The sequence below is a fragment of the Burkholderia sp. AU39826 genome (assembly GCF_020419965.1).
In the GTDB taxonomy this organism is placed as follows: Bacteria; Pseudomonadota; Gammaproteobacteria; order Burkholderiales; family Burkholderiaceae; genus Burkholderia; species Burkholderia semiarida.
This window is the reverse complement of sequence record NZ_JAIZQG010000017.1, coordinates 112,863-138,481: the sequence shown is the minus strand read 5'-3', so window position 1 is coordinate 138,481 and position 25,619 is coordinate 112,863. Positions and strand designations below refer to the sequence as shown.

Annotated in this window: 26 protein-coding genes and 1 pseudogene; 10 read left to right on the top strand and 17 right to left on the bottom strand. The window is 68.9% G+C overall.

Translation table 11 applies throughout. The features are described from left to right. Positions 1-229 (bottom strand): annotated as a pseudogene (locus LGM42_RS24835) (efflux transporter periplasmic adaptor subunit); the annotation flags it as partial. 400 nt (positions 230-629) lie between these two features. Between LGM42_RS24835 and LGM42_RS24830 the strand changes: the two are divergent. Beyond that, positions 630-1,271: a TetR family transcriptional regulator gene (locus LGM42_RS24830; protein ID WP_059578528.1), complete on the top strand. Its 642-nt coding sequence runs from the start codon at positions 630-632 to the stop codon at positions 1,269-1,271. 37 nt (positions 1,272-1,308) lie between these two features. On the opposite strand, the gene LGM42_RS24825 is transcribed toward LGM42_RS24830, so the two are convergent. Further along, the gene (locus tag LGM42_RS24825; protein ID WP_059578530.1) at positions 1,309-1,974 is read right to left on the bottom strand and encodes a cysteine hydrolase family protein; all 666 of its coding nucleotides are present in this window, start codon (positions 1,972-1,974) and stop codon (positions 1,309-1,311) included. Positions 1,975-2,128: 154 nt separating this feature from the next. Here LGM42_RS24825 and LGM42_RS24820 point away from each other — a divergent pair, with 154 nt between their 5' ends. Beyond that, the gene (locus LGM42_RS24820) at positions 2,129-3,136 is read left to right on the top strand and encodes a helix-turn-helix domain-containing protein (RefSeq protein WP_226233495.1); all 1,008 of its coding nucleotides are present in this window, start codon (positions 2,129-2,131) and stop codon (positions 3,134-3,136) included. A 59-nt stretch (positions 3,137-3,195) separates the two neighbouring features. Here LGM42_RS24820 and LGM42_RS24815 read toward each other — a convergent pair whose 3' ends face one another. The 6 genes from LGM42_RS24815 to LGM42_RS24790 all read right to left on the bottom strand — a co-directional run bounded on the left by LGM42_RS24815 (position 3,196) and on the right by LGM42_RS24790 (position 8,574). Continuing rightward, a complete protein-coding gene (locus tag LGM42_RS24815) occupies positions 3,196-3,903 on the bottom strand; it encodes a CoxG family protein (RefSeq protein WP_059578536.1) in 708 nt (235 codons plus the stop codon). A gap of 28 nt (positions 3,904-3,931) precedes the next feature. Then, entirely contained in the window at positions 3,932-4,291 is a 360-nt protein-coding gene (locus LGM42_RS24810) for a DUF427 domain-containing protein (RefSeq protein WP_059578538.1), read from the bottom strand. A 129-nt stretch (positions 4,292-4,420) separates the two neighbouring features. Next, positions 4,421-4,858, bottom strand: a complete 438-nt coding sequence (locus LGM42_RS24805; RefSeq protein WP_226233493.1) for a carboxypeptidase-like regulatory domain-containing protein — start codon at positions 4,856-4,858, stop codon at positions 4,421-4,423. Positions 4,859-4,961: 103 nt separating this feature from the next. Then, positions 4,962-6,443 (bottom strand): DegQ family serine endoprotease, encoded by a 1,482-nt coding sequence (locus tag LGM42_RS24800; protein ID WP_059578544.1) that lies wholly within the window; start codon positions 6,441-6,443, stop codon positions 4,962-4,964. A 118-nt stretch (positions 6,444-6,561) separates the two neighbouring features. Further along, a complete protein-coding gene (locus tag LGM42_RS24795; RefSeq protein WP_060315136.1) occupies positions 6,562-7,908 on the bottom strand; it encodes an ATP-binding protein in 1,347 nt (448 codons plus the stop codon). Positions 7,909-7,911: 3 nt separating this feature from the next. After that, the gene (locus LGM42_RS24790; protein ID WP_050014536.1) at positions 7,912-8,574 is read right to left on the bottom strand and encodes a response regulator; all 663 of its coding nucleotides are present in this window, start codon (positions 8,572-8,574) and stop codon (positions 7,912-7,914) included. Between the two features lie 186 nt (positions 8,575-8,760). On the opposite strand from LGM42_RS24790, the gene dacB reads away from it, so the two are divergent. From dacB to LGM42_RS24775, 3 genes are all read left to right on the top strand, one after another. After that, complete coding sequence (gene dacB / locus LGM42_RS24785) at positions 8,761-10,293, top strand: D-alanyl-D-alanine carboxypeptidase/D-alanyl-D-alanine-endopeptidase (RefSeq protein WP_226233491.1); 1,533 nt, start codon at positions 8,761-8,763, stop codon at positions 10,291-10,293. Positions 10,294-10,605: 312 nt separating this feature from the next. Further along, complete coding sequence (locus tag LGM42_RS24780; protein ID WP_059578550.1) at positions 10,606-11,520, top strand: sterol desaturase family protein; 915 nt, start codon at positions 10,606-10,608, stop codon at positions 11,518-11,520. A 95-nt stretch (positions 11,521-11,615) separates the two neighbouring features. Next, on the top strand, positions 11,616-12,755 hold the full coding sequence (locus LGM42_RS24775; protein WP_226233489.1) for an SGNH/GDSL hydrolase family protein: 1,140 nt from the start codon (positions 11,616-11,618) through the stop codon (positions 12,753-12,755). 89 nt (positions 12,756-12,844) lie between these two features. On the opposite strand, the gene LGM42_RS24770 is transcribed toward LGM42_RS24775, so the two are convergent. From LGM42_RS24770 to pyk, 6 genes are all read right to left on the bottom strand, one after another. Beyond that, positions 12,845-13,873 (bottom strand): L-threonylcarbamoyladenylate synthase, encoded by a 1,029-nt coding sequence (locus LGM42_RS24770; RefSeq protein ID WP_059643089.1) that lies wholly within the window; start codon positions 13,871-13,873, stop codon positions 12,845-12,847. Between the two features lie 11 nt (positions 13,874-13,884). Further along, positions 13,885-15,081 (bottom strand): 5-(carboxyamino)imidazole ribonucleotide synthase, encoded by a 1,197-nt coding sequence (locus LGM42_RS24765; protein ID WP_226233487.1) that lies wholly within the window; start codon positions 15,079-15,081, stop codon positions 13,885-13,887. Between the two features lie 89 nt (positions 15,082-15,170). Then, positions 15,171-15,692, bottom strand: a complete 522-nt coding sequence (purE, locus tag LGM42_RS24760; RefSeq protein WP_039360624.1) for a 5-(carboxyamino)imidazole ribonucleotide mutase — start codon at positions 15,690-15,692, stop codon at positions 15,171-15,173. A gap of 16 nt (positions 15,693-15,708) precedes the next feature. Continuing rightward, positions 15,709-16,599, bottom strand: a complete 891-nt coding sequence (locus tag LGM42_RS24755; RefSeq protein WP_059643078.1) for a phosphoribosylaminoimidazolesuccinocarboxamide synthase — start codon at positions 16,597-16,599, stop codon at positions 15,709-15,711. A gap of 233 nt (positions 16,600-16,832) precedes the next feature. Beyond that, a complete protein-coding gene (gene fba, locus LGM42_RS24750; RefSeq protein ID WP_059578563.1) occupies positions 16,833-17,897 on the bottom strand; it encodes a class II fructose-bisphosphate aldolase in 1,065 nt (354 codons plus the stop codon). 305 nt (positions 17,898-18,202) lie between these two features. Beyond that, entirely contained in the window at positions 18,203-19,639 is a 1,437-nt protein-coding gene (gene pyk / locus LGM42_RS24745) for a pyruvate kinase (protein WP_050014704.1), read from the bottom strand. Here pyk and LGM42_RS33095 point away from each other — a divergent pair. Further along, positions 19,638-19,766 (top strand): hypothetical protein, encoded by a 129-nt coding sequence (locus LGM42_RS33095; RefSeq protein ID WP_023476234.1) that lies wholly within the window; start codon positions 19,638-19,640, stop codon positions 19,764-19,766. The genes pyk and LGM42_RS33095 overlap by 2 nt on opposite strands. A 154-nt stretch (positions 19,767-19,920) precedes the next feature. On the opposite strand, the gene LGM42_RS24740 is transcribed toward LGM42_RS33095, so the two are convergent. From LGM42_RS24740 to LGM42_RS24730, 3 genes are all read right to left on the bottom strand, one after another. Continuing rightward, positions 19,921-21,117 carry a phosphoglycerate kinase gene (locus LGM42_RS24740; protein WP_226233486.1) on the bottom strand — a complete coding sequence of 399 codons (1,197 nt, stop codon included), beginning with the start codon at positions 21,115-21,117 and terminating at the stop codon, positions 19,921-19,923. 279 nt (positions 21,118-21,396) lie between these two features. Further along, positions 21,397-21,720 carry an AzlD domain-containing protein gene (locus LGM42_RS24735; RefSeq protein ID WP_059578569.1) on the bottom strand — a complete coding sequence of 108 codons (324 nt, stop codon included), beginning with the start codon at positions 21,718-21,720 and terminating at the stop codon, positions 21,397-21,399. After that, on the bottom strand, positions 21,717-22,472 hold the full coding sequence (locus LGM42_RS24730; protein WP_099316782.1) for an AzlC family ABC transporter permease: 756 nt from the start codon (positions 22,470-22,472) through the stop codon (positions 21,717-21,719). The genes LGM42_RS24735 and LGM42_RS24730 overlap by 4 nt, the downstream gene beginning before the upstream one ends. Before the next feature lie 207 nt (positions 22,473-22,679). Between LGM42_RS24730 and LGM42_RS24725 the strand changes: the two genes are divergently transcribed. The 4 genes from LGM42_RS24725 to LGM42_RS24710 all read left to right on the top strand — a co-directional run bounded on the left by LGM42_RS24725 (position 22,680) and on the right by LGM42_RS24710 (position 25,588). Then, on the top strand, positions 22,680-23,603 hold the full coding sequence (locus LGM42_RS24725) for a branched-chain amino acid transaminase (RefSeq protein ID WP_011546109.1): 924 nt from the start codon (positions 22,680-22,682) through the stop codon (positions 23,601-23,603). A gap of 51 nt (positions 23,604-23,654) precedes the next feature. Continuing rightward, positions 23,655-23,849 (top strand): zinc-finger domain-containing protein, encoded by a 195-nt coding sequence (locus LGM42_RS24720; protein WP_006482499.1) that lies wholly within the window; start codon positions 23,655-23,657, stop codon positions 23,847-23,849. A gap of 139 nt (positions 23,850-23,988) precedes the next feature. Continuing rightward, complete coding sequence (gene waaF / locus LGM42_RS24715) at positions 23,989-25,026, top strand: lipopolysaccharide heptosyltransferase II (RefSeq protein WP_060315116.1); 1,038 nt, start codon at positions 23,989-23,991, stop codon at positions 25,024-25,026. 115 nt (positions 25,027-25,141) lie between these two features. Then, positions 25,142-25,588 carry a nuclear transport factor 2 family protein gene (locus tag LGM42_RS24710; protein ID WP_006477934.1) on the top strand — a complete coding sequence of 149 codons (447 nt, stop codon included), beginning with the start codon at positions 25,142-25,144 and terminating at the stop codon, positions 25,586-25,588. Positions 25,589-25,619: the final 31 nt, after the last annotated feature.

Here is a 25,619-nt window from a genome sequence, read left to right as displayed (position 1 = left end):
CACGGCGCAGCACGATGCCGTCGACCCGTGCACGCACTTGCGCGACGAGGAATGCGCTGGTGCGGCCCGGCAGGTCGGTGAAGACCGGTACGGCTTGCGGCTGGACGGTGACGACGCCGACTTCCGGCGTTTGCGGCGGAGGTGCCGATTCTTTTTTTCCGCAGGCAGCCAGGAAAACCGCGGCTGCCGCGACAGTGATCAAGCGGTATGGAACCCGTTCGACGCGCATGGAGCGACCTCTGTGTGTAACCAATGGAATAAGTGCGGCACCCGGCGGGAGCGCAACACGGATGCGCCTCGCGGCGCAGATCGAACACCGAATTACTGGACTGCTGGATACAGCACGTCGGCACGAGACCTCCGTGCCGACGGGGATGCCGCGAACTGCGGACTGATACTAGGGCGGGAATCAGCAGAGTGGGATATTAACTGATTGCCACTTGGGTCATTCGATCGTAGGGTGGTATTGTATATACATTCACGAATGTATGTAAAAAGCCCGTTCGTGCTCCGCCGGCTGTTCAGTCTTACGGATTGTTACCAACCGCCAGCATAGCCTGTCCGCATGGCGGCGACGAGGGGGTTGCGGACCCTATATTCATCCACGATCGATCCAATTAGGCCTGCACATGGTCAGACGTACCAAGGAGGAGGCGCTCGAGACGCGCAATCGCATTCTCGACGCCGCCGAACACGTGTTCTTCGAAAAAGGCGTGTCGCACACGTCGCTCGCGGACATCGCCCAGCACGCCGGCGTGACGCGCGGCGCGATCTACTGGCATTTCGCGAACAAGAGCGAACTGTTCGATGCGATGTTCGACCGCGTGTTCCTGCCGATCGACGAATTGAAGCGGATACCGCTCGACGCGCCGGGCGGCAATCCGCTGGAGAAGGTGCGCCAGATCCTGATCTGGTGCCTGCTCGGCGTGCAGCGCGACGCACAGCTGCGGCGCGTGTTCAGCATCCTGTTCATGAAGTGCGAGTACGTCGCGGACATGGAGCCGCTGCTGCAGCGCAACCGCGCGGGGATGAGCGAGGCGCTGCACATGATCGACGCCGATCTCGCGGCGGCCGTGGGGCTCAAGCTGCTGCCCGAGCGGCTCGATACGTGGCGTGCGGCGCTGATGCTGCACACGCTCGTCAGCGGCTTCGTGCGCGACATGCTGATGCTGCCCGACGAGATCGACGCCGAGCAGCATGCGGAAAAGCTCGTCGACGGCTGCTTCGACATGCTGCGCTACAGCCCGGCGATGCTGAAGGACGGCGACTGACCGGGCGGCGCATCGCGCGCCGCGTCGCCGTACCGGGTCAGGCCGCCTTCGCGCGCCGCGCGCGGGCCCGCCGGTTCGACGCGGCCACCGAATCGCGCGCCGGCATCGCCGCGCCGGCCAGCCCCGCGATCCACGTGTCGGTCGACATCACCGCCGCGAAATTCGACTGGAACACCACCCCGTACGCGCGGTGAATCTCTTCGGCGCTCGCCGCGCCCGCTTCGTTCTCGTAAGGCAGCGCGCCCGTCGCGTCGTTCAGGTACTCGACCTTCAGCCCCGCATGCGCCGCGTGATAGACGGTCGACGCATTGCAGTTGTGCGTCATGTAGCCGGCCACCGCCAGCGTGTCGATCCCGTGCGCGTCGAGCCACGCGGCGAGATCGGTGCCGGCGAACGCGCTCGCCTGCGCCTTCTCGATCCGATGCGCGTACGGCCGGCTGGCCACCACCGCGTGCAGCGCGACGCCGTCGGTGCCTGGCGCGAAGATCGGCGCGCCGGCCGGCGCGACGTGCTGAACCACGATCACCGGCACGCCGGCCGCGTGCGCGGCGTCGATCGCGCGGCCGATGTTCGCCAGCGACACGTCGAGCGGCGGATATTCGATCGGCAGGTTGCCGGTCACGTATTCGTTCTGCACGTCGATCACGATCAGTGCGCGACGGGCAGCGGGACGGGAAGCGGAATGCGGGGCCGTGTTCGACATGGCGATCTCCTGGTCGGGGAGGCGCTGCCCCGCCCCGGAGCGGGACGGCCAGCAGTGCGATGCGATGCATTGTCGGCGCGCGCGACCCGCGCTGATAGTGGCCCGATAGCCATTCTTCGATAGAATCGGGCCATCACCTTCCCGGAACCGCGCCATGCTCGCCGCCGCGTCGCCCGTCAGCTCCATTCCGACCGTCGTCGCGGTGATCGCGTACGACGGCATCAGCCCGTTCCACCTGTCGGTGCCGTCGGTCGTGTTCGGTCAGGCACGCGACGCGGCCGTGTCGCCCGCGTTCGAGTTCCGCGTCTGCTCGGTCGAGCGCGGCCCGCTCGCGACGACGGGCGGCTTCACGATCACCGCGCCGTACGGGCTCGACGCGCTCGACGATGCGGACATCGTCATCGTGCCTTCGTGGCGCGACCCGGACGAAACGCCGCCCGACGCGCTGCTCGATGCGGTCCGCGCGGTCGCCGCGCGCGGCGTGGAACTCGTCGGCCTGTGCCTCGGCGCCTACGTGCTCGCCGCGGCCGGCCTGCTCGACGGTCGCCCGGCCACCACGCACTGGGCGTGGGCCGACGATTTCGCGCAGCGCTTTCCCCGCGTGAAGCTCGATCCGGACGTGCTGTACGTGGACGACGGCAACCTGATGACGTCGGCCGGCACCGCGGCAGGCCTCGACTGCTGTCTGCACGTCGTGCGGCGGCGCTTCGGCTCGGACGCCGCGAACCGCATCGCGCGCCGCCTCGTGATCCCGCCGCACCGTCAGGGCGGGCAGGCCCAGTACGTGCCGCAGCCGGTCGCGGCGCACCCGCGCGACGCGCGGCTAGCGGGGCTGCTCGACTGGGTACGCGGCCATCTCGACGCCGCGCACAGCGTCGATTCGCTCGCCGAACGCGTGCTGATGAGCCGGCGCACGTTCACGCGCCACTTCCGCCAGGCGACCGGCACGACCGTCACCGCGTGGCTGCAGGCCGAGCGGCTCGCACGTGCGCGGCTTCTGCTCGAAACCACCGGCCAATCGATCGACGCGATCGCGCAGGCGGCCGGCTACGGCTCGAGCGTGTCGCTGCGCCAGCATTTCACGGGCGCGCTCGGCACGTCGCCGTCTGCGTATCGGAGGGAATTTCGCGGCGCCGGAGCCGGTGCCGGCGGGGGACGGTGACGCCCGTCGTGCGGGCGCAGCGCGGGCCGAGACGCGGAACCGGGCGGCCGATCGGCCGCTCAGCCGCCGTTGAACCAGCGTGCCGCGTAAAGCAGCAGCGCGACGAACACGATCATCGCCGCCCAGGCCCACACGGGCACCGTGCCGGAATCGCGATGCCGGAGCGCGCTCGCCGCCCGCCCGCTCAGCGCGCCGCCGAGATGCGGCGGCAGCGAACGCTTCGTCGCGGCCATCAGCGATGCGGGCCGCAGGAACACATGCTGGCGCCGCTGCGCAGAAGCGCTCGCGCGATTCGGCGCGAGGCCGTGCTTCGCCTGCACGACCGCGCTGAACTCGCGGAAGAACGTGTCGGTCCATTCCCGCAGCGCATTGTCGATCTGCCGCCCCGGCAATTCGGCGAGCGGCCCGCTCGCGGTGGCCCAGACCACGTACTCGATCCGCGTGGCGGTCGCATCGTCATCCGGCATCAGCACGAGTTCGACCTGGCCGCGCAGCGCGCCGAGGCCGTCGGCCCGCGCCTTGAAGTTGAGCACGCGGCGCGGCTGCCCTTGCGCGTCGCCCTGCTCGGCGGCCGCGTGCGCGCGCACGTCGTAGCGGGCGCGCAGCGGGCCGAGCGGCACCGTGATCGTCAGCGCGAACTCGCCGTGCGCGAGTTTCACGAACGATTCGCAATGATCGAAGCTCGCGCGCAGCAGTGCGAGATCCTCCAGCGCGTCCCGCACGACAGGCGGCGCGAGCGGTACGCGTAACGTGTCGTTCAGTTCCATGTCGCCTCCCCGATGAACGCGCGCCGCATCAGGACGTCTCGACGAGACTGTCGACCCGTGCGACATCGAAGGCGACGTAGAGCGCGAGCACGGCCGCCGCCTCCTTCGGCTGTTCGTAACTCCATGCGGCGTTCTCGATCACGCCGTCTTCCGTCTGCAAGTCGAAATGCACGGCCTGCCCCCTGAACGGGCAGGCCGACGTGACGCCCGATTTCACGAGCCGGCGCATGTTGACGTCGCCGCGCGGCAGGTAATGGATGTCCGGAAGCCCCGCCTCACGGACCGTCAGCGCACCGTGCGAATCGGCATAGGTGATGCCGCGATGGATCACGCGCACGCGATGACGGTTCGGCACGATTTCGAGTCGAGGGTCGGCTGCATCGGACATCGTCTCTCCTTCGGGCGGCAGTCAGGCCGGGGCAGGAAACGAAAAAGCCACGGCACGCATGCCGTGGCTTTCATTATGGGCGAAACTTCGTCCGATTGCGCGACCGGGATCGCGGCCGCGTGCGGCGGGCTACTGCGCACTCCACTGGAACGCGGCTTTCGCGCCGCCCTTCGCGCCGACCGTGACGGCGCGCGATTCGTCGCTACCCTGGTACGACGCGTGCACCGTGTAGCGCCCAGGCGGCACCTTCACGAGCATGTAGGGTCCACGCGCATCGGTTTTCAGCACTTCGGCGCCCTTGCCGTCGACGATCCGGACATGGACGTCGGCCAGGAACTCGCCGCCCTTGCCGGTGAAGCGCAGCGCGAGCGGCCACTGCGCCTCGCTGCGCTGGAACGCCGTCGATTCGTCCAGCCCGACGCCGCCGGACACGAAGGTGACGTCGCCCTGCTGGCGCGCGGCGGGCAAGCCGTCCGCCTGCGCGTACGCGCCGGTCGCGCCGGCTGCGAGGCCGGCGGCCAGCGCCGCGGCGACGGCAAATCGGGACACGTTGCGTAGATTTTGCATGGCTCTCTCCTTGGGGTCGGAACACATACTGGGCGCAGCGTCACGCGATCGCACGGCGGCGGCGCCCGCCGCAGCCGGGCTGGCCGGCCGCGGCCGCTGCCGGTCAGCTCAGGTCGACCGGCACGAAGATCTGTGCATTATCGCGCTGGATCAGCAGAGCAAGACTGTTGCCCGCGCCCTTCACCGCGTCGCGCAACTGCTCGGGGCTCGTGACCGGGCGGCCGTTCACCGCGAGGATCACGTCGCCGGGCTGGATGCCCGCGTTCGCGGCCGGCCCGCCGGCCTGCTGCACGATCAGCCCGTGCGACAGGTTGTCGGCGCTGCGCTCCTGCGGCGACAGCGGGCGCACCGCGACACCCAGGCGGCCCTGCTCGACCGGCCCGCCGTCGTTCGATGCGAGCTTCGCATCGGCCATCGCGCCAAGCGTCACGCTGATCGACTTCTTCGACTTGTCGCGCCAGATCTGCAGGTCGGCCTTCGAACCCGGCTTCAGGTTCGCGATCTGCGCGGGCAGCGACGTCGAATCGGCGACCGGCGAACCGTTGACCGACAGGATCACGTCGCCCGGCTGCAGGCCCGCCTTCGCGGCGGGGCCGTTGGCGTCGACCGAGCTGACGAGCGCGCCGTCCGGCTTCTGCAGCCCGAACGAGCTCGCGAGCGTCTGGTTCAGCCCCTGCACGGCGACGCCGAGACGGCCGCGGCTCACGTGGCCCGTCTTCACGAGCTCGTCCTTCACCTTGATCGCCTCGTTGATCGGAATCGCGAACGACAGGCCCTGGAAGCCGCCCGTCTGCGAGTAGATCATCGAGTTGATGCCGATCACCTCGCCCTGCAGGTTGAACAGCGGGCCGCCCGAGTTGCCGGGGTTCACCGGCACGTCGGTCTGGATGAACGGCGTGTAGTTCTCGTCGGGCAGCGCGCGCGACTTCGCGCTGATGATGCCCGACGTGACCGTGTTGTCGAAGCCGTACGGCGAGCCGATCGCGACGACCCACTGGCCGACCTTGCTCTGCGCCGGGTCGCCGATCTTCACGGTCGGCAGGCCGCTCGCGTCGATCTTCAGCACGGCGACGTCGGACTGCTTGTCGGCGCCGACGACCTTCGCCTTGTATTCGCGCTTGTCGGTCAGCTTGACCGTGACGACGTTCGCGCCGTCGATCACGTGCGCGTTGGTCAGGATGTATCCGTCGGAACTGACGATGAAGCCCGACCCGAGGCTCGCGCTCGGCTGGTCGTCCGGCTGCGCGTCGCCGCCCATGCCCGGCACCTGGCCGTAGAAGTGCTTGAAGAACTGGTAGAACGGGTCGCTCGGATCGATCGGCAGCTGCGGCTGCGGCGCGCGCCGCGCGACCTGCTTCACGACATGCTTCGCGCTGATGTTCACGACCGCCGGGCCGTAGGTTTCGACGAGCCCGGAGAAATCGGGGATGCCGGTCTTGGCGGCGGCTTCGGCCGGCATCATGGCGGCCTGCGCGGGCGTGATGATCTGCGGATCGGCGCGGCGGGTGCCGGCGAAATAGCCTGCCGACAGGGCGGCCGCCACGGCGACCGCGACGGTGCCGCGCGCAAGGAATCGGGTGTTCATCGTAGGACCTCCTCGTTGTTAGGACGCAGCGTAACGACCCTGACTTAAAGGAGGCTTAATCAGCCTTAAGCGAGGCTTAAGCGGCTGCCGCGCGGCTACCGGCGGCCCGGCTCGCCCTTCAGGCGGATTCGGAAGGCTGCGGCGCCTGGGTCGGCATCTCGGCGTCGCGGAACACGACGCTGACGAGCAGGCCGCCCGCGGCCGCATCGCCAAGCGACACCGTCGCGCCCTGCTGCGCCGCCACGCGCTTGACGATCGCGAGCCCGAGCCCGCTGCCCGACACGTCGGTGCGTGCCCGCGCCGTGCTGTCGCGATAGAAGCGGTCGAACACGCGCTCGCGCTCGTCGGCCGGAATGCCCGGCCCGCTGTCGGCGATCTGCACGCACGCGCGGCCGGCCGCGTCGCGCGTCAGCGATACGTCGATGCGGCCGCCGTCCGGCGTGTACTTCACCGCGTTGTCGAGCAGGTTGCCGAACATCACGCGCAGCGCGCCGACGTCCGCGACGACGCTCGCCGCGCACGTTTCCTCGAAGCCGAGATCGATGTCGTGCCGCTGCGCGAGCGGCGCATGCGCGGCCACGCACTCGGTAAGCAGCGCCTGCAGGTCGACCGGCTCGCGCATCGTCGCACCGTCCGGCTCCGCGCGCGCGAGCGCGAGCAGTTGCTCGGTGAGACGCGTCGCGCGCGACACGCCGTCCTGGAGATCCGCGATCGCCTCGCCGCGCGACGCATCGTCCTTCGCGCGGGCGACGAGCTGCGCCTGGATCTGCACGGCCGCGAGCGGCGTGCGCAACTCGTGCGCGGCGTCGGCGACGAACGCCTTCTGCGTGTCGAGCGCCGCCGACAGCCGCGCGAGCAGCCCGTTCAGCGCCCGCACGAGCGGCTGCACCTCGAGCGGCAGGCGCGCGTCGGGCAGCGGGTCGAGCGCTTCCGGCCGGCGCGCCTCGACCGCGCGCGTCACGCGGCCGAGCGGCGCGAGCCCGCGGCCGACGATCATCCACACGGCCGCGCCGAGGAACGGCAGCAGCACGATCAGCGGCCACAGCGTGCGCAGCGCGACGTTGGCCGCCAGCCGGTTGCGCACCGACAGCGGCTGCGCGAGCTGCACGACGTTGTCGCCGACGATCGCGCCGTACACGCGCCATTCGCCGCGATCGGTGCGCTCGGTCGAAAAGCCGAGCTCCGCGCGCGGCGCGATCGGCGCGCGCGGATGCGAGAAGTACATCAGCACGCCGTTGCGATTCCAGATCTGGATCACGATGCCTTCGTCGCCGTTGGTACGCGAGCCGAACACCTGCGAGAACGGCTCCGACGGCAGCGCCGCGGCGATTTCCTGCAACTGGTAGTCGAACAGTTCGTTCGCCTCGGCGAGCGCCTGCCGGTAGATGAGCCAGCCCGCCATGCCCACGCCCGCGACGACGATCGCGAGCAGCCAGATCAGCAATTGATGACGAATCGACCGCACGCGTCAGCTTTCCTTGACGACCATGTAGCCGAGCCCGCGCACGTTGCGGATCAGGTCCGAGCCGAGCTTCTTGCGCAGCGCGTGGATATAGACCTCGACCGTGTTGCTGCCGATCTCCTCGCCCCAGCCGTACATCTTCTCCTCGAGCTGGCTCTTCGACAGCACCGCGCCCGGCCGCGCGAGCAGCGCCTCGAGCAGCGCGAACTCGCGCGCGGACAGCGCGACGGGCGCGCCGTCGAGCGTCACCTGATGCGCAGCCGGATCGAGCGTCAGCGCGCCGTGGCGGATCAGCGACTCGCTGCGCCCGGCCTGACGGCGGATCAGCGCGCGCATCCGCGCGCCCAGCTCGTCGAGGTCGAACGGCTTGACGAGATAGTCGTCGGCGCCGGCGTCGAGCCCCTTCACGCGATCGGCGACCGCATCGCGCGCGGTGACGATCAGCACCGGCAGCGCCAGCCCGCGCCCGCGCAGCGTGCGCAGCACGTCGATGCCGTCGCGCTTCGGCAGGCCGAGATCGAGCAGCAGCAGGTCGTACGTCTCGCCGCCGAGCGCCGTGAGCGCCGCGTCGCCGTCCTGCACCCAGTCGACCGCAAAGCCGTCCGAGCGCAGCGCCTTGCGCACGCCCTCGGCAATCATTCGATCATCTTCGACAAGCAGAATCCGCATCGCGACAGGCATCCATGGGGCGAATCAAACACGGCGACCATTGTAGCGCCGCGAATCGCGTGCGCGGCACCGTGCAATGCAACAGTAAGGCGGATTGCAAGGGACCTGCCCCGACTTGTCTCTACAATGTGCGCTTCGGCGCCCGCGCGCGCCCTGCCCGAGCCCCTGCTTTTCCCGTATTCGCCCATGCCGATTTCCGATCTTTCCGCCCGGTTCGCCCCGCGCGCCCGCGTCTGCCTGCGCGCGGCCGCCGTCGTCGCCACCTGCACGGCCCTCGCGTTCGCACCGTCCGCGCAGGCCCGCAAGAAACCCCACAAGGAAGCGCGCAAGACCGCCGTCGTGTCGCCCGCCGCACGCGCGGCCGGCCTGCCTGCGTCCGTGCTCGTCGCGCTGCAGCGCGCGAAGGTGCCGGCGTCGTCGATGAGCGTCGTGGTCGAGCGCGTCGGCGATCCGCAGCCGCTGATCGCGTGGAATGCGAGCCGGCCGATGATGCCGGCCTCGACGATGAAGCTCGTGACGACCTTCTCGGGCCTGTCGATCCTCGGCCCCGACTACCGCTGGCGCACCACCGCGTACACGGACGGCACGGTCGATCCCGACGGCACGCTGCAGGGCAACCTGTACATCAAGGGCACCGGCGATCCGAAGCTCGTGCCCGAGGAGCTGATCGACCTCGTCGACAAGCTGCGCAAGGCCGGCGTGAAGCGCGTGGCCGGCGGCCTCGTGCTCGACAAGAGCTATTTCGCGGCGTCGACGCGCGACCTGCCGTCGTTCGACGACGATGCGAGCGCGCCGTACAACGTCGGCCCCGATCCGCTGCTGTACGCGTTCAAGGCCGTGTCGTTCACGGTCACGCCGGGCGACGACGGCAAGGTCGCCGTCGACGTGCTGCCGCCGCTCGCCGACCTGTCGATCGACAACCGGCTCGTCGAAGGCGCCGGCTCGTGCAGCGCGGCCGCCGCGGCCGCGCGCCCGACGCTGACGGCCGGCGGCGGGATCATGACCGCGTCGTTCGCCGGCGACTACCCGCTGCGCTGCGGCGCGCACACGACCAACCTCGCGATCCTCGATCACACGACGTTCTTCGCGCGCGGCTTCCTCGCGCTGTGGCAGCAGGACGGCGGCACGATCGCGGGGCCGGTGAGCGAAGGCAAGGTGCCGACCACCGCACGGCCGCTCGCCGTGCATCACGGCCCGGTGCTCGGCAGCATCGTCTACGACATCAACAAGTTCAGCAACAACGTGATGGCGCGCAACCTGTTCCTGACGATCGGGGCGGTCAGCGGCAAGCCGCCCGCGACGCCCGAGCAGTCGAGCCGCGCGATCCAGGCGTTCCTGCAGAAGAACGGCATCGCGATGCCCGACCTCGTGCTCGAGAACGGTTCGGGGCTGTCGCGCGAAGAGCACGTGAGCGCGCTGTCGCTCGCCGCGCTGCTCCAGGCCGCGAACGCGAGCCCGGTCGCGCAGGCGTTCGTCGATTCGCTGCCGATCGCGGGCATCGACGGCACGATGAAGAACCGCCTCACCAACGCGGGCGTGCTCGGCAACGCGCACATCAAGACCGGCACGCTGCGCGACGTGCGCGCGATCGCCGGCTACGTCGCCGGGGCGGACGGGCAGAGCTACGTCGTCGTCAGCTTCATCAACGACGATCACGCGGAAGCCGCGCGCGCCGCGCACGACACGCTGCTCGAGTGGATCTACGCGGGCGCGCACTGACGATCCGCGCATCGTGCATCGGGCCGTCCCGACAGGGCGGCCCGGGCGACCCACGCCGCTCCCCGCGCGGTTTGAAACGCCCCCGCCACCCTCGCGCGATGCGCCGCGCGCGCGCCCTGCCCCACAAAACGGGGCCGTACCGCCGGGCCCCGTGCAGTACGGATTCCGTAGAAACCCTGTCCTCAGAGGGAACCCTCTACGCTGCCCCCTCGCCTAGCGCGTGGCGATTGCGTAGGCTGTTGGCCTGACGATATCTACAACGGGCCATACGCCCGGCCTCAAGGCTTGCAGGGGAACGAAGGAGACACGCCCATGCGATTCGACGTCGAATTGCTTCTGCTCGCGCTGGCGCCCGTCTTCCTGCTCTGCATCGCGTGGGAGGCCTGGCACCTCGCCCGCACCCGTGCGCAGGACCGCATCTATGCATGGCGCGACACGCTGTGCAACGCGGCGCTCGCGCTGATGCACCAGGCCGCCGACAAGCTCGCGTGGCTGTTCGTGATTCCCGTCTATGCGTACTGCTACCGGCACTATCGCGTCCACACGTGGCACGACGGCTGGCTGTCGTTCGCGGTGCTGTTCGTCGCGCAGGACTTCCTCTACTACGTGTTTCATCGCGCGAGCCATCGCGTGCGCTGGCTGTGGGCCGCGCACGTCGTGCACCACTCGTCCGAACGAATGAACTTCTCGACCGCCTTCCGCCAGAGCCTGATGTATCCGGTCGCGGGCATGTGGCTGTTCTGGCTGCCGCTCGCGTTCGCCGGCTTTCCGCCGCAACAGGTCGTCGGCATCGTGCTGATCAACCTCGCGTTCCAGTTCTTCGTGCACACGCAGGCGATCGGCAAGCTCGGCTGGCTCGAATACGTGCTGAACACGCCGTCGATCCACCGCGCGCACCACGCGCGCAATCCCCGCTACATCGACCGCAATTACGCAGGCGTCCTGGTGATCTGGGATCGCCTGTTCGGCAGCTATGTCGAGGAAACGCCCGACGATCCGCCGCGGTACGGGATCGTCGAGCGGCTCGGCTCGAACAACCCGTTCGTCGCGACGTTCCACGAGTGGGTGTCGATGGCGTCCGACGCGTGGCGCGTCGGCGGATGGCGCAACAAGCTGCGCGCGATTTTCGGCCCGCCCGAATGGGCGAGCGCTTATCATGCGCAGATTGCCGAGGCCGCGAACCAGGATCCGCGCACAGTGCCGACAGCGGCCGTGCGCGACCGATAAACCGTTTCAGCCAACGGCCGCCGCGCAGCCCGGAACCGAGCAGGCACGCGGCAGATGAGAAACACATCAGGCCATATCTACGAGGAGATAGAACGATGCAGACACAACAACACGCACCTTCCCGCACGCGTCAGCGCATGCTGCGCACCGCGCGGATCGCGATCGCCGGGGCCGCGCTCGCGCTGCTCGCCGCGTGCGGCGGCGGCGATGACAACAACAACAGCAGCGCGTCGAACACGCCGCCGTCGGGCGTGAAGATGCAGATCGTGTCGTTCGGCGACAGCCTGTCCGACGTCGGCACCTACTCGCAGATCAAGCTCGGCTTCGGCGGCGGCCGCTTCACGACCAACCCGGGCCAGGTATGGACGCAGAACGTCGCGCAATATTACGGCGACACGCTGCAGCCCGCGAACCAGGGCGGCTTCGGCATCCCGCTGCAGGCCACCGGCGGCCTCGGCTACGCGCAGGGCGGCTCGCGCGTGACGCTGCAGCCGGGCATCGGCCATGCGGACGCCAGCGTGCCGAACTCCGACTACGCGCAGGCGACCACCACGCCGATCGCCGACCAGGTCAAGCAGTACCTGACGCAGCACGGCAGCTTCAACGCCGGCCAGATCGTGCTGATCAACGGCGGCGCGAACGACATCTTCTACCAGGCGCAGGTCGCGCAGGCGCAAGGCAACACGCCGGCCGCGCAGCTCGCCGCGGCCCAGGCGATCGGCCTGGCCGCGCAGCAACTCGGCGGGATCGTCCAGCAGATCGTCGCGGCGGGCGCCACGCACGTGTTCGTCGCGAACGTGCCGGACATCGGCGGCACGCCGCTCGCGTTGCAGGGCGGCACGCAGGCCGCGTTCACGCAACTGTCGGGGCTGTTCAACAAGACGCTGGCCGGCACGCTCGCCGCGCTGAAGGTCGACCCGACGAAGGTCGCGGTGGTCGATTCGTTCACGTGGCAGGACGGGATCGCGGCCAACTTCCAGGCGAACGGCTTCAGCGTGTCGAATACCGACACCGCGTGCAACCTGAAGGCGATGGTCCAGGCCGCCACGCAGTACGGCGTCGCGAACGCGACCGCGTTCGGCTCGTCGCTGTTCTGCTCGCCGCAGAACTACACGGTCGCGAATGCGGACCAGACCTACATGTTCGCCGACACGGTCCACCCGACGACGCGCCTGCATGCGCTGTTCGCGCAGTACGTCGAACAGCAGATCGCGAAGGCGGGCGTCGGCAAGTAAGCCGCCGGCCACGCGCCCCAACGCAAACGCCCGACCGGGTTCGCCGGTCGGGCGTTTTTCGTTGGTGCGGACGGATGAGGACGGATGCGTCAGTCGCGCGCTTCGAACGCGGCCGCCGCGCGGCCGAGGCGATCGTTGACCGCGATCCATTCGACGGTCTCGGGCAGCTTCTCGACGAGGATGCGCGCGACCTGCGCGCGATCGAGCGCCCGCAGCATCCCGTACAGCTCGCGCGCATAGGCCTGCGGATCTTCCGGCGCCGCGATGAAATGCACGCCGTCGGCCTGCGCCCAGTGCCCTGCCCGTGACGCACGCGCGACGAGCGCGACGCGTTCGCCGTCGGTTTGCGCGGCCGCGAGCAGCGGCTCGAGCGCGTCGAACGGCAGCAGCGCGAGCGGCGTGCGCGGCGCGTAATGCGCTTTCAGCGTGCCGGACGCGCGTGGTGCCGTCGCATCGCTGCCGTCCGGCAGTGTCGGCGCGCGGCCGAGCACGTCGGCGATCTGTTGCGGCGTCACGTGGCCCGGACGCAGCAGCGCCGGGAAACCGCGCGACAGGTCGAGAATCGTCGACTCGATGCCGACGTCGGACGCGCCGCCGTCGAGCACGTGCACGGTGTCGCCGAATTCGTCGCGCACGTGTTGCGCGGTCGTCGGGCTCACGTGGCCGAACCGGTTCGCGGACGGCGCGGCCACGCCGCCGTGGCCGCCGCGCCGCGCGCTGAACGCGGCCAGCAGCGCCTGCGCGACCGGATGCGACGGGCAGCGCAGCCCGACCGAATCCTGGCCGCCGCTGACGGCGTCGGGAATGCGCGCGTGACGCTTCAGGATCAGCGTGAGCGGCCCCGGCCAGAATGCATCGATCAGCGCCTGCGCGTCGGCCGGCAGACCGTCGGCCCAGTAGCCGGGATCGCCGCCGGGCGGCAGATGCACGATCACCGGATGGTTCGCGGGCCGCCCCTTCGCCGCATAGATGCGCGCGACGGCTTCGGGATTCGCCGCGTCGCCGCCGAGCCCGTACACGGTTTCGGTCGGAAACGCGACGAGCTGGCCCGCGTCGAGCAACGCGGCGGCCGCGTCGATCTGCGCGGGCGTCACGTGCTTTGGGAGATCGATGGACATCGGCCCGCGCCTCAGTCGAGCGGCACGCGCAGCAGTTGCGCGCACGCGTGGGCGGCGGCGACGGCTTCGTCGCGCGTCTCGGCCGTGAAGTTCACGTGGCCCATCTTGCGGCCGACGCGCGCTTCTTCCTTGCCGTACAGGTGCAGGTGCGCGGCCGGCATCGCGGCGACCGTGTCCCACGGCGGCGTGACGGCCTCGGCCGCCGCGCCGTCGGGGAACCACACGTCGCCGAGAATGTTCAGCATCGCGGCCGGCGAATGCTGGCGCGGATTGCCGAGCGGCATGCGCGTCATCGCGCGCACCTGCTGCTCGAACTGGCTCGTCGCGCACGCATCGACCGTGTAGTGGCCGGAGTTGTGCGGGCGCGGCGCCATTTCGTTCGCGACGAACGAGCCGTCCTCCAGCACGAAGAATTCGACGCACAGCACGCCGACGTAGCCGAGCGTATCGGCGATCCGGATGGCCGCCTGCTGCGCTTCCTCGACGCGCGCCGCATCGGCGGCCGGCGCCGGCACGATCGTCAACGCGAGAATGCCGTTGTGATGCACGTTCTGCGCGAGCGGGAACGCGGCCGAACGGCCGTCCGCGCCGCGCGCGATCAGCGCCGACACTTCGTATTTCAGCGGCAAGCGCTTCTCCAGCACGCACGGCACGCCGCCGAGCGCGGCATGCGCGTCGCGTGCTTCCTGCGCGGTGGCGACGCGCACCTGGCCCTTGCCGTCGTAACCCAGGCGGGCCGTCTTCAGGATGCCCGGCAGCACGGCGCCGAGCGCGGCATCGTCGAGCGCGGCGAGCGCCGCCGCCGATTCGATCACGACGTGCGGCGCGACCGGCACGCCGGACGCCTCGATGAAACGCTTCTCCGCGATCCGGTCCTGCGCGACGGCGACACAGCGGCCGGCCGGCGCGACGAACGTCGTGCGCGCGAGGAAATCGAGGCTCGCGGCCGGCACGTTCTCGAATTCCGTCGATACGGCCTGGCACAGGCCGGCCAGTTCGGCGAGCGCGGCTTCGTCGTCGTACGCCGCGCGCAGGTGCCGATCGGCGACCGCGCCCGCGGGGCTCGCCGGATCGGGGTCGAGCACGGCGACGCGATAGCCCATCGACTGGGCGGCAAAGCAGAACATGCGGCCGAGCTGGCCGCCGCCGACCATGCCCAGCCACGCGCCGGGCAGGATCGGGGAAACGGAATCAGGAGTTGCGGTCATGTCAGTGGTCGGTCGCGGCGGAACGCGGATGCCCGCCGCAGTGGGGAAAATCCGGCGCGGGCCGCGTCATGCGGCCGCGCGCCATGCCGTCATTCCAGCGGCGGCAGCACCATCGCATGCGCGGCTTCGTTCTGGCGCACGCGGAACGCGGCGAGCCGGTTCGCGTAGTCGACCGAATTACCGGACAGGATCGACACCGCGAACAATGCGGCATTCGCGGCGCCGGCCTCGCCGATCGCGAACGTCGCGACCGGCACGCCCTTCGGCATCTGCACGATCGAGTGCAGCGAATCGACGCCCTTCAGGTACTTGCTCGCGACCGGCACGCCGAGCACGGGCACCGTGGTCTTCGCGGCCAGCATGCCGGGCAGGTGCGCGGCGCCGCCGGCGCCCGCGATGATCGCGCGCAGCCCGCGCTCGCGCGCCTTCTCCGCATAGTCGAACATCTCGTCGGGCATCCGGTGTGCGGACACGACCTTCGCTTCGTACGGCACGCCGAATTCCTGCAGGATGGCGACCGCATGCTTCATCACGTCCCAGTCGGAACTCGAACCCATCAGCACGCCGACGAGCGGCGCGCTGTGCGTGTGGGCGGTCTGGACTTCACTCATTTCGTGTTCCTTCTGGTCAGGCGAGCGATTGGCCCGTGATGCGCTCGAGCGCTTCCTGGTACTTCGCGGCCGTCTTCTCGACGACGTCGGCCGGCAGCGCCGGCGCCGGCGCCGTCTTGCCCCACGGCTGCGCCTCGAGCCAGTCACGCACGAACTGCTTGTCGAACGACGGCGGATTGGTGCCGACCTGGTACTGGTCGGCCGGCCAGAAGCGCGACGAATCGGCGGTCAGCACTTCGTCCATCAGGTACAGCTTGCCGTGGTTGTCGAGGCCGAATTCGAACTTCGTGTCGGCGATGATGATGCCGCGCGTCGCCGCGTAGTCGGCCGCTTCCTTGTACAGGCGGATCGAGATGTCGCGAATCGTCGCGGCCAGCTCGGTGCCGATGCGGCGCTCGGTTTCCTCGAACGTGATGTTCTCGTCGTGCTCGCCCATCTCGGCCTTCGCGGCCGGCGTGAAGATCGGCTCGGGCAGCTTCTGCGCGTTCTGCAGGCCTTCCGGCAGCTGCACGCCGCACACGGCGCCCGACGCCTGGTATTCCTTCCAGCCGCTGCCGGCCAGATAGCCGCGCACGACCGCTTCGATCATGATCGGCTCGAGGCGCTTGACGACCACGCCGCGGCCCTTCACCTGCTCGACCTCGTCGGCCGCAACGACCGCTTCCGGCGCGTCGCCCGTCAGGTGGTTCGGCACGATGTGCGCGAGCTTGTCGAACCAGAAGTTGGCCATCTGGTTCAGCACGCGGCCCTTGTTCGGAATCGGCTCGCCCATCACCACGTCGAAGGCCGACAGGCGATCGGTCGTGACGATCAGGAGCTTGTCGTTGCCGACCGCGTAGTTGTCGCGAACCTTGCCGCGACCGAGGAGCGGCAGCGAGCGGAGCGTGGATTCGTAAAGGGTAGACATCGTCTTTTCGCAGATAAGGAGCCAAACAAAAAGGGAAACGCCGTTCCCCGCGGCAGGCGGGAACGGCGGTATTGCAATACGTCGGCGAACCGGCGGGCGCAGCGCCCGGGCGGCTGCCGGCCGGCCCTCGTTCGGCCGGACGGAACGGCTGCCGGGGCCGGATCGAATCCGGCCGACCGGGCGGCCAGCCCGTGCCCGGCGGCAGAACCGGGCGGGGCAATCGTACTACAGTCTCAGCGCACGACCTGTGCGAGCGCGCCCGACTTGTACTGCTCGGCGATCTTGTCGAGCGACACCGGCTTGATCTTCGCGGCCTGGCCTTCGCAGCCGAACGCGAGGTAACGGTCGACGCACACCTTCTTCGCCGCTTCGCGCGCGGGCTTCAGGTAGTCGCGCGGATCGAACTTGCCCGGGTTCTCGAACAGGTAGCGGCGAATCGCGCCGGTGATCGCGAGACGCAGGTCGGTGTCGATGTTGATCTTGCGCACGCCGTGCTTGATACCTTCCTGGATTTCCTCGACCGGCACGCCGTAGGTTTCCTTCATGTCGCCGCCGAATTCGCGGATCTCGGCCAGCAGCTCCTGCGGCACCGACGACGAACCGTGCATCACGAGGTGCGTGTTCGGGATGCGCGCGTGAATTTCCTTGATGCGCTGGATCGACAGGATGTCGCCCGTCGGCTTCTTCGTGAACTTGTACGCGCCGTGCGACGTGCCGATCGCGATCGCGAGCGCATCGCACTGCGTGAGCTTCACGAAGTCGGCGGCCTGCTCCGGATCGGTCAGCAGCTGCTCGCGGGTCATCGTGCCTTCCGCGCCGTGGCCGTCTTCCTTGTCGCCCTTCATCGTCTCGAGCGAGCCGAGCACGCCGAGTTCGGCCTCGACCGTCACGCCGATCGAGTGCGCCATCTCGACGACCTTGCGCGACACGTCGACGTTGTACTCGTACGACGCGACCGTCTTGCCGTCGGCTTCGAGCGAACCGTCCATCATCACGCTCGTGAAGCCGCTGCGGATCGCGGCCATGCAGACCGCCGGCGACTGGCCGTGATCCTGGTGCATCACGACCGGGATGTGCGGATACGATTCGACCGCTGCTTCGATCAGGTGGCGCAGAAACGGCTCGCCCGCATACTTACGCGCGCCGGCCGATGCCTGCATGATCACGGGCGCGCCGACCTGGTCCGCCGCCGCCATGATCGCCTGAACCTGCTCCAGATTGTTCACGTTGAAGGCCGGCAGGCCGTAACCGTGCTCTGCCGCGTGGTCCAGCAATTGACGCATTGATACGAGAGGCATTGTGGAACTCCTTGGAATGAAAACCGGTGCGCCCTGACGCCGGCGCGGCGCTCGCTCCCGGCTGAACCGGGACGGCGCGGCGCGGCTGAGCGTCGAATAGCCGCATTTTATCGCGAAGCGCCTCCGATTCCGACCGCCCGGTGGCCCCCGCTCGCAATTTGTTACGTTCGCACGGCACAATCCGGCCAAAAAGGAGAAAAAAAGCCGCGCGGGGCTTCGGACCCCGCGCGGCTTGCGCGTAAAAAAACGGTGCCAGTTCGATTCCTGACAATCCGGCCGCCGGCTCGAGAAGGCTCAGCCGGCGCTCAATAGTGCTCGCCGACCCGCACGATCTTCAGCGTGTTGGTACCGCCCGCCTGCCCCATCGGCTCGCCGACGGTCAGCACGACCATGTCGCCGTGCTGCACGTAACCCTGCTTGACGACGATCTCGAGCGCCGCCTGCAGCGCCGAATCGCGGTCGCTGTTGAAGTCGACGTGCAGCGGCGTCACGTTGCGGTACAGCGCCATCGTGCGCTCGCTGCCGACGCGCGGCGTCAGCGCGAAGATCGGCACGTGCGTGTAGTGACGCGACATCCACAGCGCGGTCGCGCCCGATTCGGTCAGCGCGATGATCGCCTTCGCGCCCAGGTGGTACGCGGTGAACAGCGCGCCCATCGCGATCGACTGGTCGATCCGCGTGAACGTGCGGTCGAGGAAATCCTTGTCCAGTTCGACTTCTTCCGACTTTTCCGCCTCGACGCACACGGCCGCCATCGTCTCGATCGTGACGACCGGGTACTTGCCGGCGGCCGTCTCGGCCGACAGCATCACCGCATCCGTGCCGTCGAGCACCGCGTTCGCGACGTCGGACACTTCCGCGCGGGTCGGCACGGGCGCGTAGATCATCGATTCCATCATCTGCGTCGCGGTGATCACGAGCTTGTTCGACTCGCGCGCCATCCGGATCATCCGCTTCTGCAGCGCCGGCACGGCCGCGTTGCCCACTTCCACCGCGAGATCGCCGCGCGCGACCATGATGCCGTCGGATGCGTCGAGGATGCTCTGCAGCGCCGGGATCGCCTCCGCGCGCTCGATCTTCGCGATCATCTTCGGCTTGATGCCGTACGGCGCGCCCGCGATGTTCGCGAGCTGGCGCGCCATTTCCATGTCGGTCGCGTTCTTCGGGAACGACACCGCGACGAGGTCCGCGCCGAGCGACATCGCGGTGCGGATGTCTTCCATGTCCTTCGCGGTCAGCGCCGGGGCCGACAAGCCGCCGCCCTGGCGGTTGATCCCCTTGTTGTTCGACAGCTCGCCGCCCACCTTGACGATCGTGTGGATCTCGTCGCCGAGCACGCGCTCGACGGTCAGCACGATCAGACCGTCGTTCAGCAGCAGCAGGTCGCCCGGCTTCAGGTCGCGCGGCAGCTCCTTGTAGTCGAGGCCGACGCGCTCGTCGTTGCCGAGCTCACAGCCCGCATCGAGAATGAACGGCTGCCCCGGCACGAGCGTGGTCTTGCCGTTCTCGAACTTGCCGACGCGGATCTTCGGGCCCTGGAGGTCGGCCATGATCGCGATCTCGCGGCCAACCTTGCGGGCGGCCTCGCGCACCATTTCGGCGCGCTGGCGGTGATCGTCGGCCGTGCCGTGCGAAAAATTGAGCCGCACGACGTCGAGCCCGGCCTGCATCATCTGCAGCAGAATCTCCGGCGAACTGGAAGCCGGGCCGATCGTGGCGACTATCTTGGTGGCGCGCTGCATGAAACTCCTCATCTGGATCAAGGTGGATGCGCTGGGTGAAACGCTGCGAGAGCCGGAAGCGGCAGGCCCAGCGGCCGCCGCTCCGGGGAGCGTGCCGGTGCTGGCGCCCGGCATCGCTTTGTTCTGAATCTCGTGGTGCTGCACGGCCGCGTCGCCGGCGGCCGCCGGTGCGCGCGGGGCGGTGTTCGCCCGCGCGGGTGCGCGTGTGCGCTTGCCCGCGCCGGCCGGCTGCTCCGCTTTCGCGGAGCGCGCGGCCTTCACCCCTGCGCGCGCCGCCACGCTCAGGCCGCCCGCGTTTCGAGCACTTCCACCGCCGGCAGCTTCTTCCCCTCGAGGAACTCGAGGAAGGCGCCGCCGCCCGTCGAGATGTAGCTGACCTGGTCGTGGATGCCGTACTTCGCGATGGCCGCGAGCGTGTCGCCGCCGCCCGCGATCGAGAACGCGGACGATTTGGCGATCGCTTCGGCGAGCGTCTTGGTGCCGTTGCCGAACTGGTCGAATTCGAACACGCCGACCGGGCCGTTCCACACGATCGTGCCGGCCTTCTCGAGCTGGCTCGCGAGCGCGCGGGCCGTATCGGGGCCGATGTCGAGGATCATGTCGTCCGCTTCGATGTCGGCGACCTGCTTCACCGTGGCCGCGGCCGTCGGCGAGAATTCCTTCGCGGTGACGACGTCGGTCGGGATCGGCACCGACGCGCCGCGCTCGCGCGCTTCGTCGATGATCGCCTTCGCCTCGGCGACGAGATCGGCTTCCGCGAGCGACTTGCCGATCGACAGGCCGGCCGCAAGCATGAACGTGTTCGCGATGCCGCCGCCGACGATCAGCTGGTCGACCTTGCCGGCCAGCGACTTCAGGATGGTCAGCTTGGTCGACACCTTCGAACCCGCGACGATCGCCACCAGCGGGCGCGCCGGGTTGCCGAGCGCCTTGCCGAGCGCGTCGAGTTCGGCGGCCAGCAGCGGGCCCGCGCAGGCGACGGGCGCGTACTTCGCGATCCCGTGCGTGGTCGCTTCCGCGCGGTGCGCGGTGCCGAACGCATCGTTCACGTACACGTCGCAGAGCTTCGCCATCTTCTGCGCGAGCTCGTCCGAATTCTTCTTCTCGCCCTTGTTCACGCGGCAGTTCTCGAGCAGCACGACCTGGCCCGACGCGACGTTCACGCCGTTCTCGACCCAGTTCGACACCAGCGGCACGTCGCGGCCGAGCAGTTCGGCGAGACGCTTCGCGACCGGCGCGAGCGAGTCTTCCGGCTTGAATTCGCCTTCGGTCGGACGGCCGAGGTGCGACGTGACCATCACGGCCGCGCCGGCATCGAGCGCGGCCTGGATGGCCGGCACGGACGCACGCACGCGCGTGTCCTCGGTGATGTTGCCGTGATCGTCCTGCGGGACGTTCAGGTCGGCGCGGATGAACACCCGCTTGCCGGCGAGCTGGCCGGCGGCGATCAGGTCGGTAAGACGCTTGACTTGGCTCATGTTGAACAGATTGAAGTAGTGGATGGGGAAAAGGGGTTCACGCTGGACGTGCGCGGGCTGCCGCGAAAGGGCGCCGGATGCGGCCGTGGCTGGCGGTTCGCATGACGCGCACGGGTCAAAATCTCGAACGGGCATTCTAGCCGATCCACCCGGCAGACTGACCCGTGCGGCGGCGAATTCCGCCTATTTGGGATGACGCGCCGGTAGCGACGCATTGCTGCAACGCAACAATGCATGCGCGCAGCCGGACGGCATGCGCCGAACCGGAACGGCGGCCCATCAGAAGATCAGGCGCAGGAGGGTGAACACGAGCATCCCCACGACGATCGTGCCGAGCATGCTGCGCCGCCACAGAAACCAGCCGAGGCCGGCGAGCGCCGCGTAGAACGGATGGTTGGACAGCGCGAACGACAGCCCGGCCGGCGTTTCGAGCACATCGGGCAGCACGACGGCGACCAGCGCGGCGGCCGGCGCGTAGCGCAGCGCGCGCTGCGCGCGTTCGGGCAGCACGGTACGCTCGCCGCCGATCAGGAACAGCGCGCGCGTGACGGCCGTGACGATCGTCATCCCGACGATGACGATCCAGATCTCGGTCGCGCTCATTCGACTTCCTTTTCATGCACGGTTTCGGTACGGATGCGCCGCCAGTCGGCCCGCTCGACGAAGAAGTCGGCCGTGCAGCCGGCCGCGAGCGCGGCGAGCACCGCGAGCGGCAGCGCGAGCCGGTACGGCAGGTCGAACGCGATCAGCGACACGATGCCCGCGACCGCGACCGCCGCGAGCGTCGAGCGGTTCGCGACCGCCGACACCATGATCGGAATCAGCGCGAGCGTGCCGGCCAGTTCCAGCCCCCAGCTCGCGGGAAAGACGCTCGCGAGCAGGATGCCGGCGAGCGACGACACCTGCCACGACGCCCAGCTCGCGAGCGCCATCCCCCAGAAATACGCTTCCTTGCCTGGCACGCGGCCGTACGCGAAGCCCTGTTTCTGGAACAGCAGGTAGATCACGTCGCCGTTGAAATAGCCGATCGCGAGACGCCGCCACAGCGGCAGGTAGGAGAAATGGGGCGCCAGCCCGGCGCTGAAGATCACGAAGCGCAGGTTGACCATCGCGGCCGTGAGCAGCACGGTCCAGATCGGCAGCTTCGCCGCGAGGAGCGGCAGCACGGCGAGCTGCGACGAGCCCGCGTAGACGAACAGCGACATCGCGCTCGCCTGCCCGAGCGTCATCACGGACTTGCTCATCGCGATGCCGGTGACGAGCCCCCAGGACAGGATCGCCATCAGTGTCGGGGAATAGTCGCGCGCGCCCTGAATCAGCGCGAAGCGGTCGGTGGCGGACAATCGAGCGAGCATGGGAAAGCGGGCCGCGGCGGGCGGTTCGTCGGGACGCCGGCGCCTCCTGCCGGTGCGGCCCGTCGTTATTGGAATCGGTACCGGACGATTATAGCGCCGGCTCCGTGCCGTCCGACCGGATCGCCCCCAAATGACGCTAAAATAACCGTCTTTCCGGCTCAACGCTGCATACCACCCGCAGCACATCACCGCTTCCAGGAGAATCGTATGTCAATGGCCGACCGCGACGGCAAGATCTGGATGGACGGCAAGCTGATCGACTGGCGCGACGCCAAGATCCACGTCCTGACCCACACGCTGCACTACGGCATGGGCGTCTTCGAGGGCGTGCGCGCGTACAAGACGGCCGACGGCGGCACCGCGATCTTCCGCCTGCGCGAGCACACCAAACGTCTGCTGAATTCGGCGAAGATCTTCCAGATGGACGTGCCGTTCGACCGCGAAACGCTCGAAGCCGCGCAACTCGCGGTCGTGCGCGAGAACCGGCTCGAGTCGTGCTACCTGCGCCCGATCATCTGGGTCGGCTCCGAAAAGCTCGGCGTGGCCGCGAAGGGCAATACCATCCACGTCGCGATCGCCGCGTGGCCGTGGGGCGCATACCTCGGCGAGGACGGCCTCGCGAAGGGCATCCGCGTGAAGACGTCGTCGTTCACGCGCCACCACGTGAACGTGTCGATGGTGCGCGCGAAGGCGTCGGGCTGGTACGTGAACTCGATCCTCGCGAACCAGGAAGCAACGGCCGACGGCTACGACGAAGCGCTGCTGCTCGACGTCGACGGCTACGTGTCCGAAGGCTCCGGCGAGAACTTCTTCCTCGTGAACAACGGCAAGCTGTACACGCCGGATCTATCGTCGTGCCTCGACGGCATCACGCGCGACACGGTCATCACGCTCGCGAAGGACGCCGGCATCGAGGTCATCGAGAAGCGCATCACGCGCGACGAGGTCTACACGGCCGACGAAGCGTTCTTCACCGGCACGGCCGCCGAAGTCACGCCGATCCGCGAGCTCGACAACCGCACGATCGGCAGCGGCGCGCGCGGCCCCGTCACGGAAAAGCTCCAGTCGGCGTTTTTCGATATCGTGTCGGGCAAGAACGCGAAGTACGCGCACTGGCTGACGAAGGTCTGAGCGCGCCGCGCCACCGACCGCCCCACACAAAGAGTGACAAGAGAAAGTCTCATGAGCGAAATCAAGGAAATGCCGCTGGTCGAGCTGACGGCCAAGGATCTCCCCGCCTACTGCCCGAACCCGGCCATGACGCGCTGGAACGCGCACCCGCGCGTGTTCATCGACGTGTCGCACGGCGAGGCGCGCTGCCCGTACTGCGGCACGCGCTACAAGCTGCGCGACGGCGAGGTCGTCAAGGGCCACTGAGCCCCGGCGCCGGGCCTCACGGCCCGCCGACCCGCAAGGCGGCGCAGCCGGACGCCCGGCGCGCCGCCCTTTCCCATTCTGGCAACCCGAACGCGGCGCCCGCGCGCCGTGCTTCATTACGACATCGGAAGTCGACCTGATGCGTCGAGCGCTGGTTATCGCACCGAACTGGATCGGTGACGCATTGATGGCGCAGCCGCTTTTTGCGCTGCTGAAGAAACTCCATCCCCGCATCGCGATCGATGCCGTCGCACCGTCGTGGGTCGCGCCCGTGCTCGAGCGGATGCCCGAGATCCACGATGTCCACGCGACCGATCTCGCGCACGGCAAGCTGCAGCTGCTGCGCCGCTGGCAGCTCGCGAGCGACCTGCGCGACGTCGGCTACGACGCGGCGTACGTGCTGCCGAATTCGCTGAAGTCCGCGGTGATCCCGTGGCTCGCGAACATCCCGCTGCGGATCGGCTATACGGGCGAGCACCGCTACGGGCTGCTGAACGTGCGGCACGCGAACCCCGACAAGTCGGGCGAGCGGCCGCCGATGACCACCCACTACGCGGCGCTCGCGTACGCGCCGGGCGCGAAGCTGCCCGAGTCGATGAAAACCCTGCCCGCGCCGCGCCTCGACGCCGACCTGAACGAGACGGCGCGCGTGTCCGCACGTTTCAATCTCGATACACGCAAGCCGCTCGTCGTGTTCTGCCCGGGCGCCGAATACGGCCCGGCCAAGCGCTGGCCGCCCGAGCACTTCGCGTCGCTCGCGACCATCGTCCACCAGTCGTTCCCGTATACGCAGATCGTCGCGCTCGGCTCGCAGAAGGACGCCGCGGCCGCGCAGGCGATCGCCGACCACGCGCCGAACGTGCGCAACCTGTGCGGGCAGACGTCGTTGTCCGAGGCGTGCGCGCTGATCGCGCGCGCGAACGCGGTCGTCACCAACGATTCGGGGCTGATGCACGTCGCGGCCGCGTTGCGCCGGCCGCTCGTCGCGTTGTACGGATCGACCGATCCGCGCCATACCCCTCCGCTGTCGGACCTGGCGAAGGTACAATGGTTACATCTCGAATGCAGTCCCTGCTTCGAACGCGAGTGCCCGCTCGGCCACCTGAACTGCCTGCGCGAACTCGGTCCCGAGCAGGTATTCGGCGATTTGCGCGGCATGCTCGTCGGGCAGCGCTGACCCTGGCCGGCAGCGCCGCACGGCGCGCCGGGCAATCCGATTCACCGGTGTGCGGCGGCTCCATCCGGGCCGCCGCGCTGAATACGGCGCGCGACGCGCGCGAGAGACAACCCCGATGCCACGTTTTGCCCGCCTCTTCGAAGCCGCTGCCGATACGCTGAACGCCTACTACCAGGCCGTCGCGGATGCCAATCTCGACGCGCTGCTGGCGTTGTGGATCGACGAGGATTTCGCCAGCTGCGTCTGGGCGGACGGCGAGCATCTGCACGGTCTCGACCAGATCCGCGGCGGGCTCGCCAACCGGCTCGCGACGCGCCCGGTCACGATCGAGCCGCTCGACATCCGCGTGTACGACAGCCTCGGCACGGTCGTCTATACGATCGCCGAAGCGCATCAGCAGGCCGACCTGACGGCCGAACCCGACATGGTTTTCGCGACGTACGTGATGATCCACGAACGTGGCGAGTGGCGGATCGCGCACATCCACGCGAGCCCGATTCCCGAACAGGCGGCCGGACAATTCGCCGCGAAGATCCGTCATGGGCAGGGTCCGCTGCACTGACGAAAAACGAAGCAACGCATTAGCGGGGCGA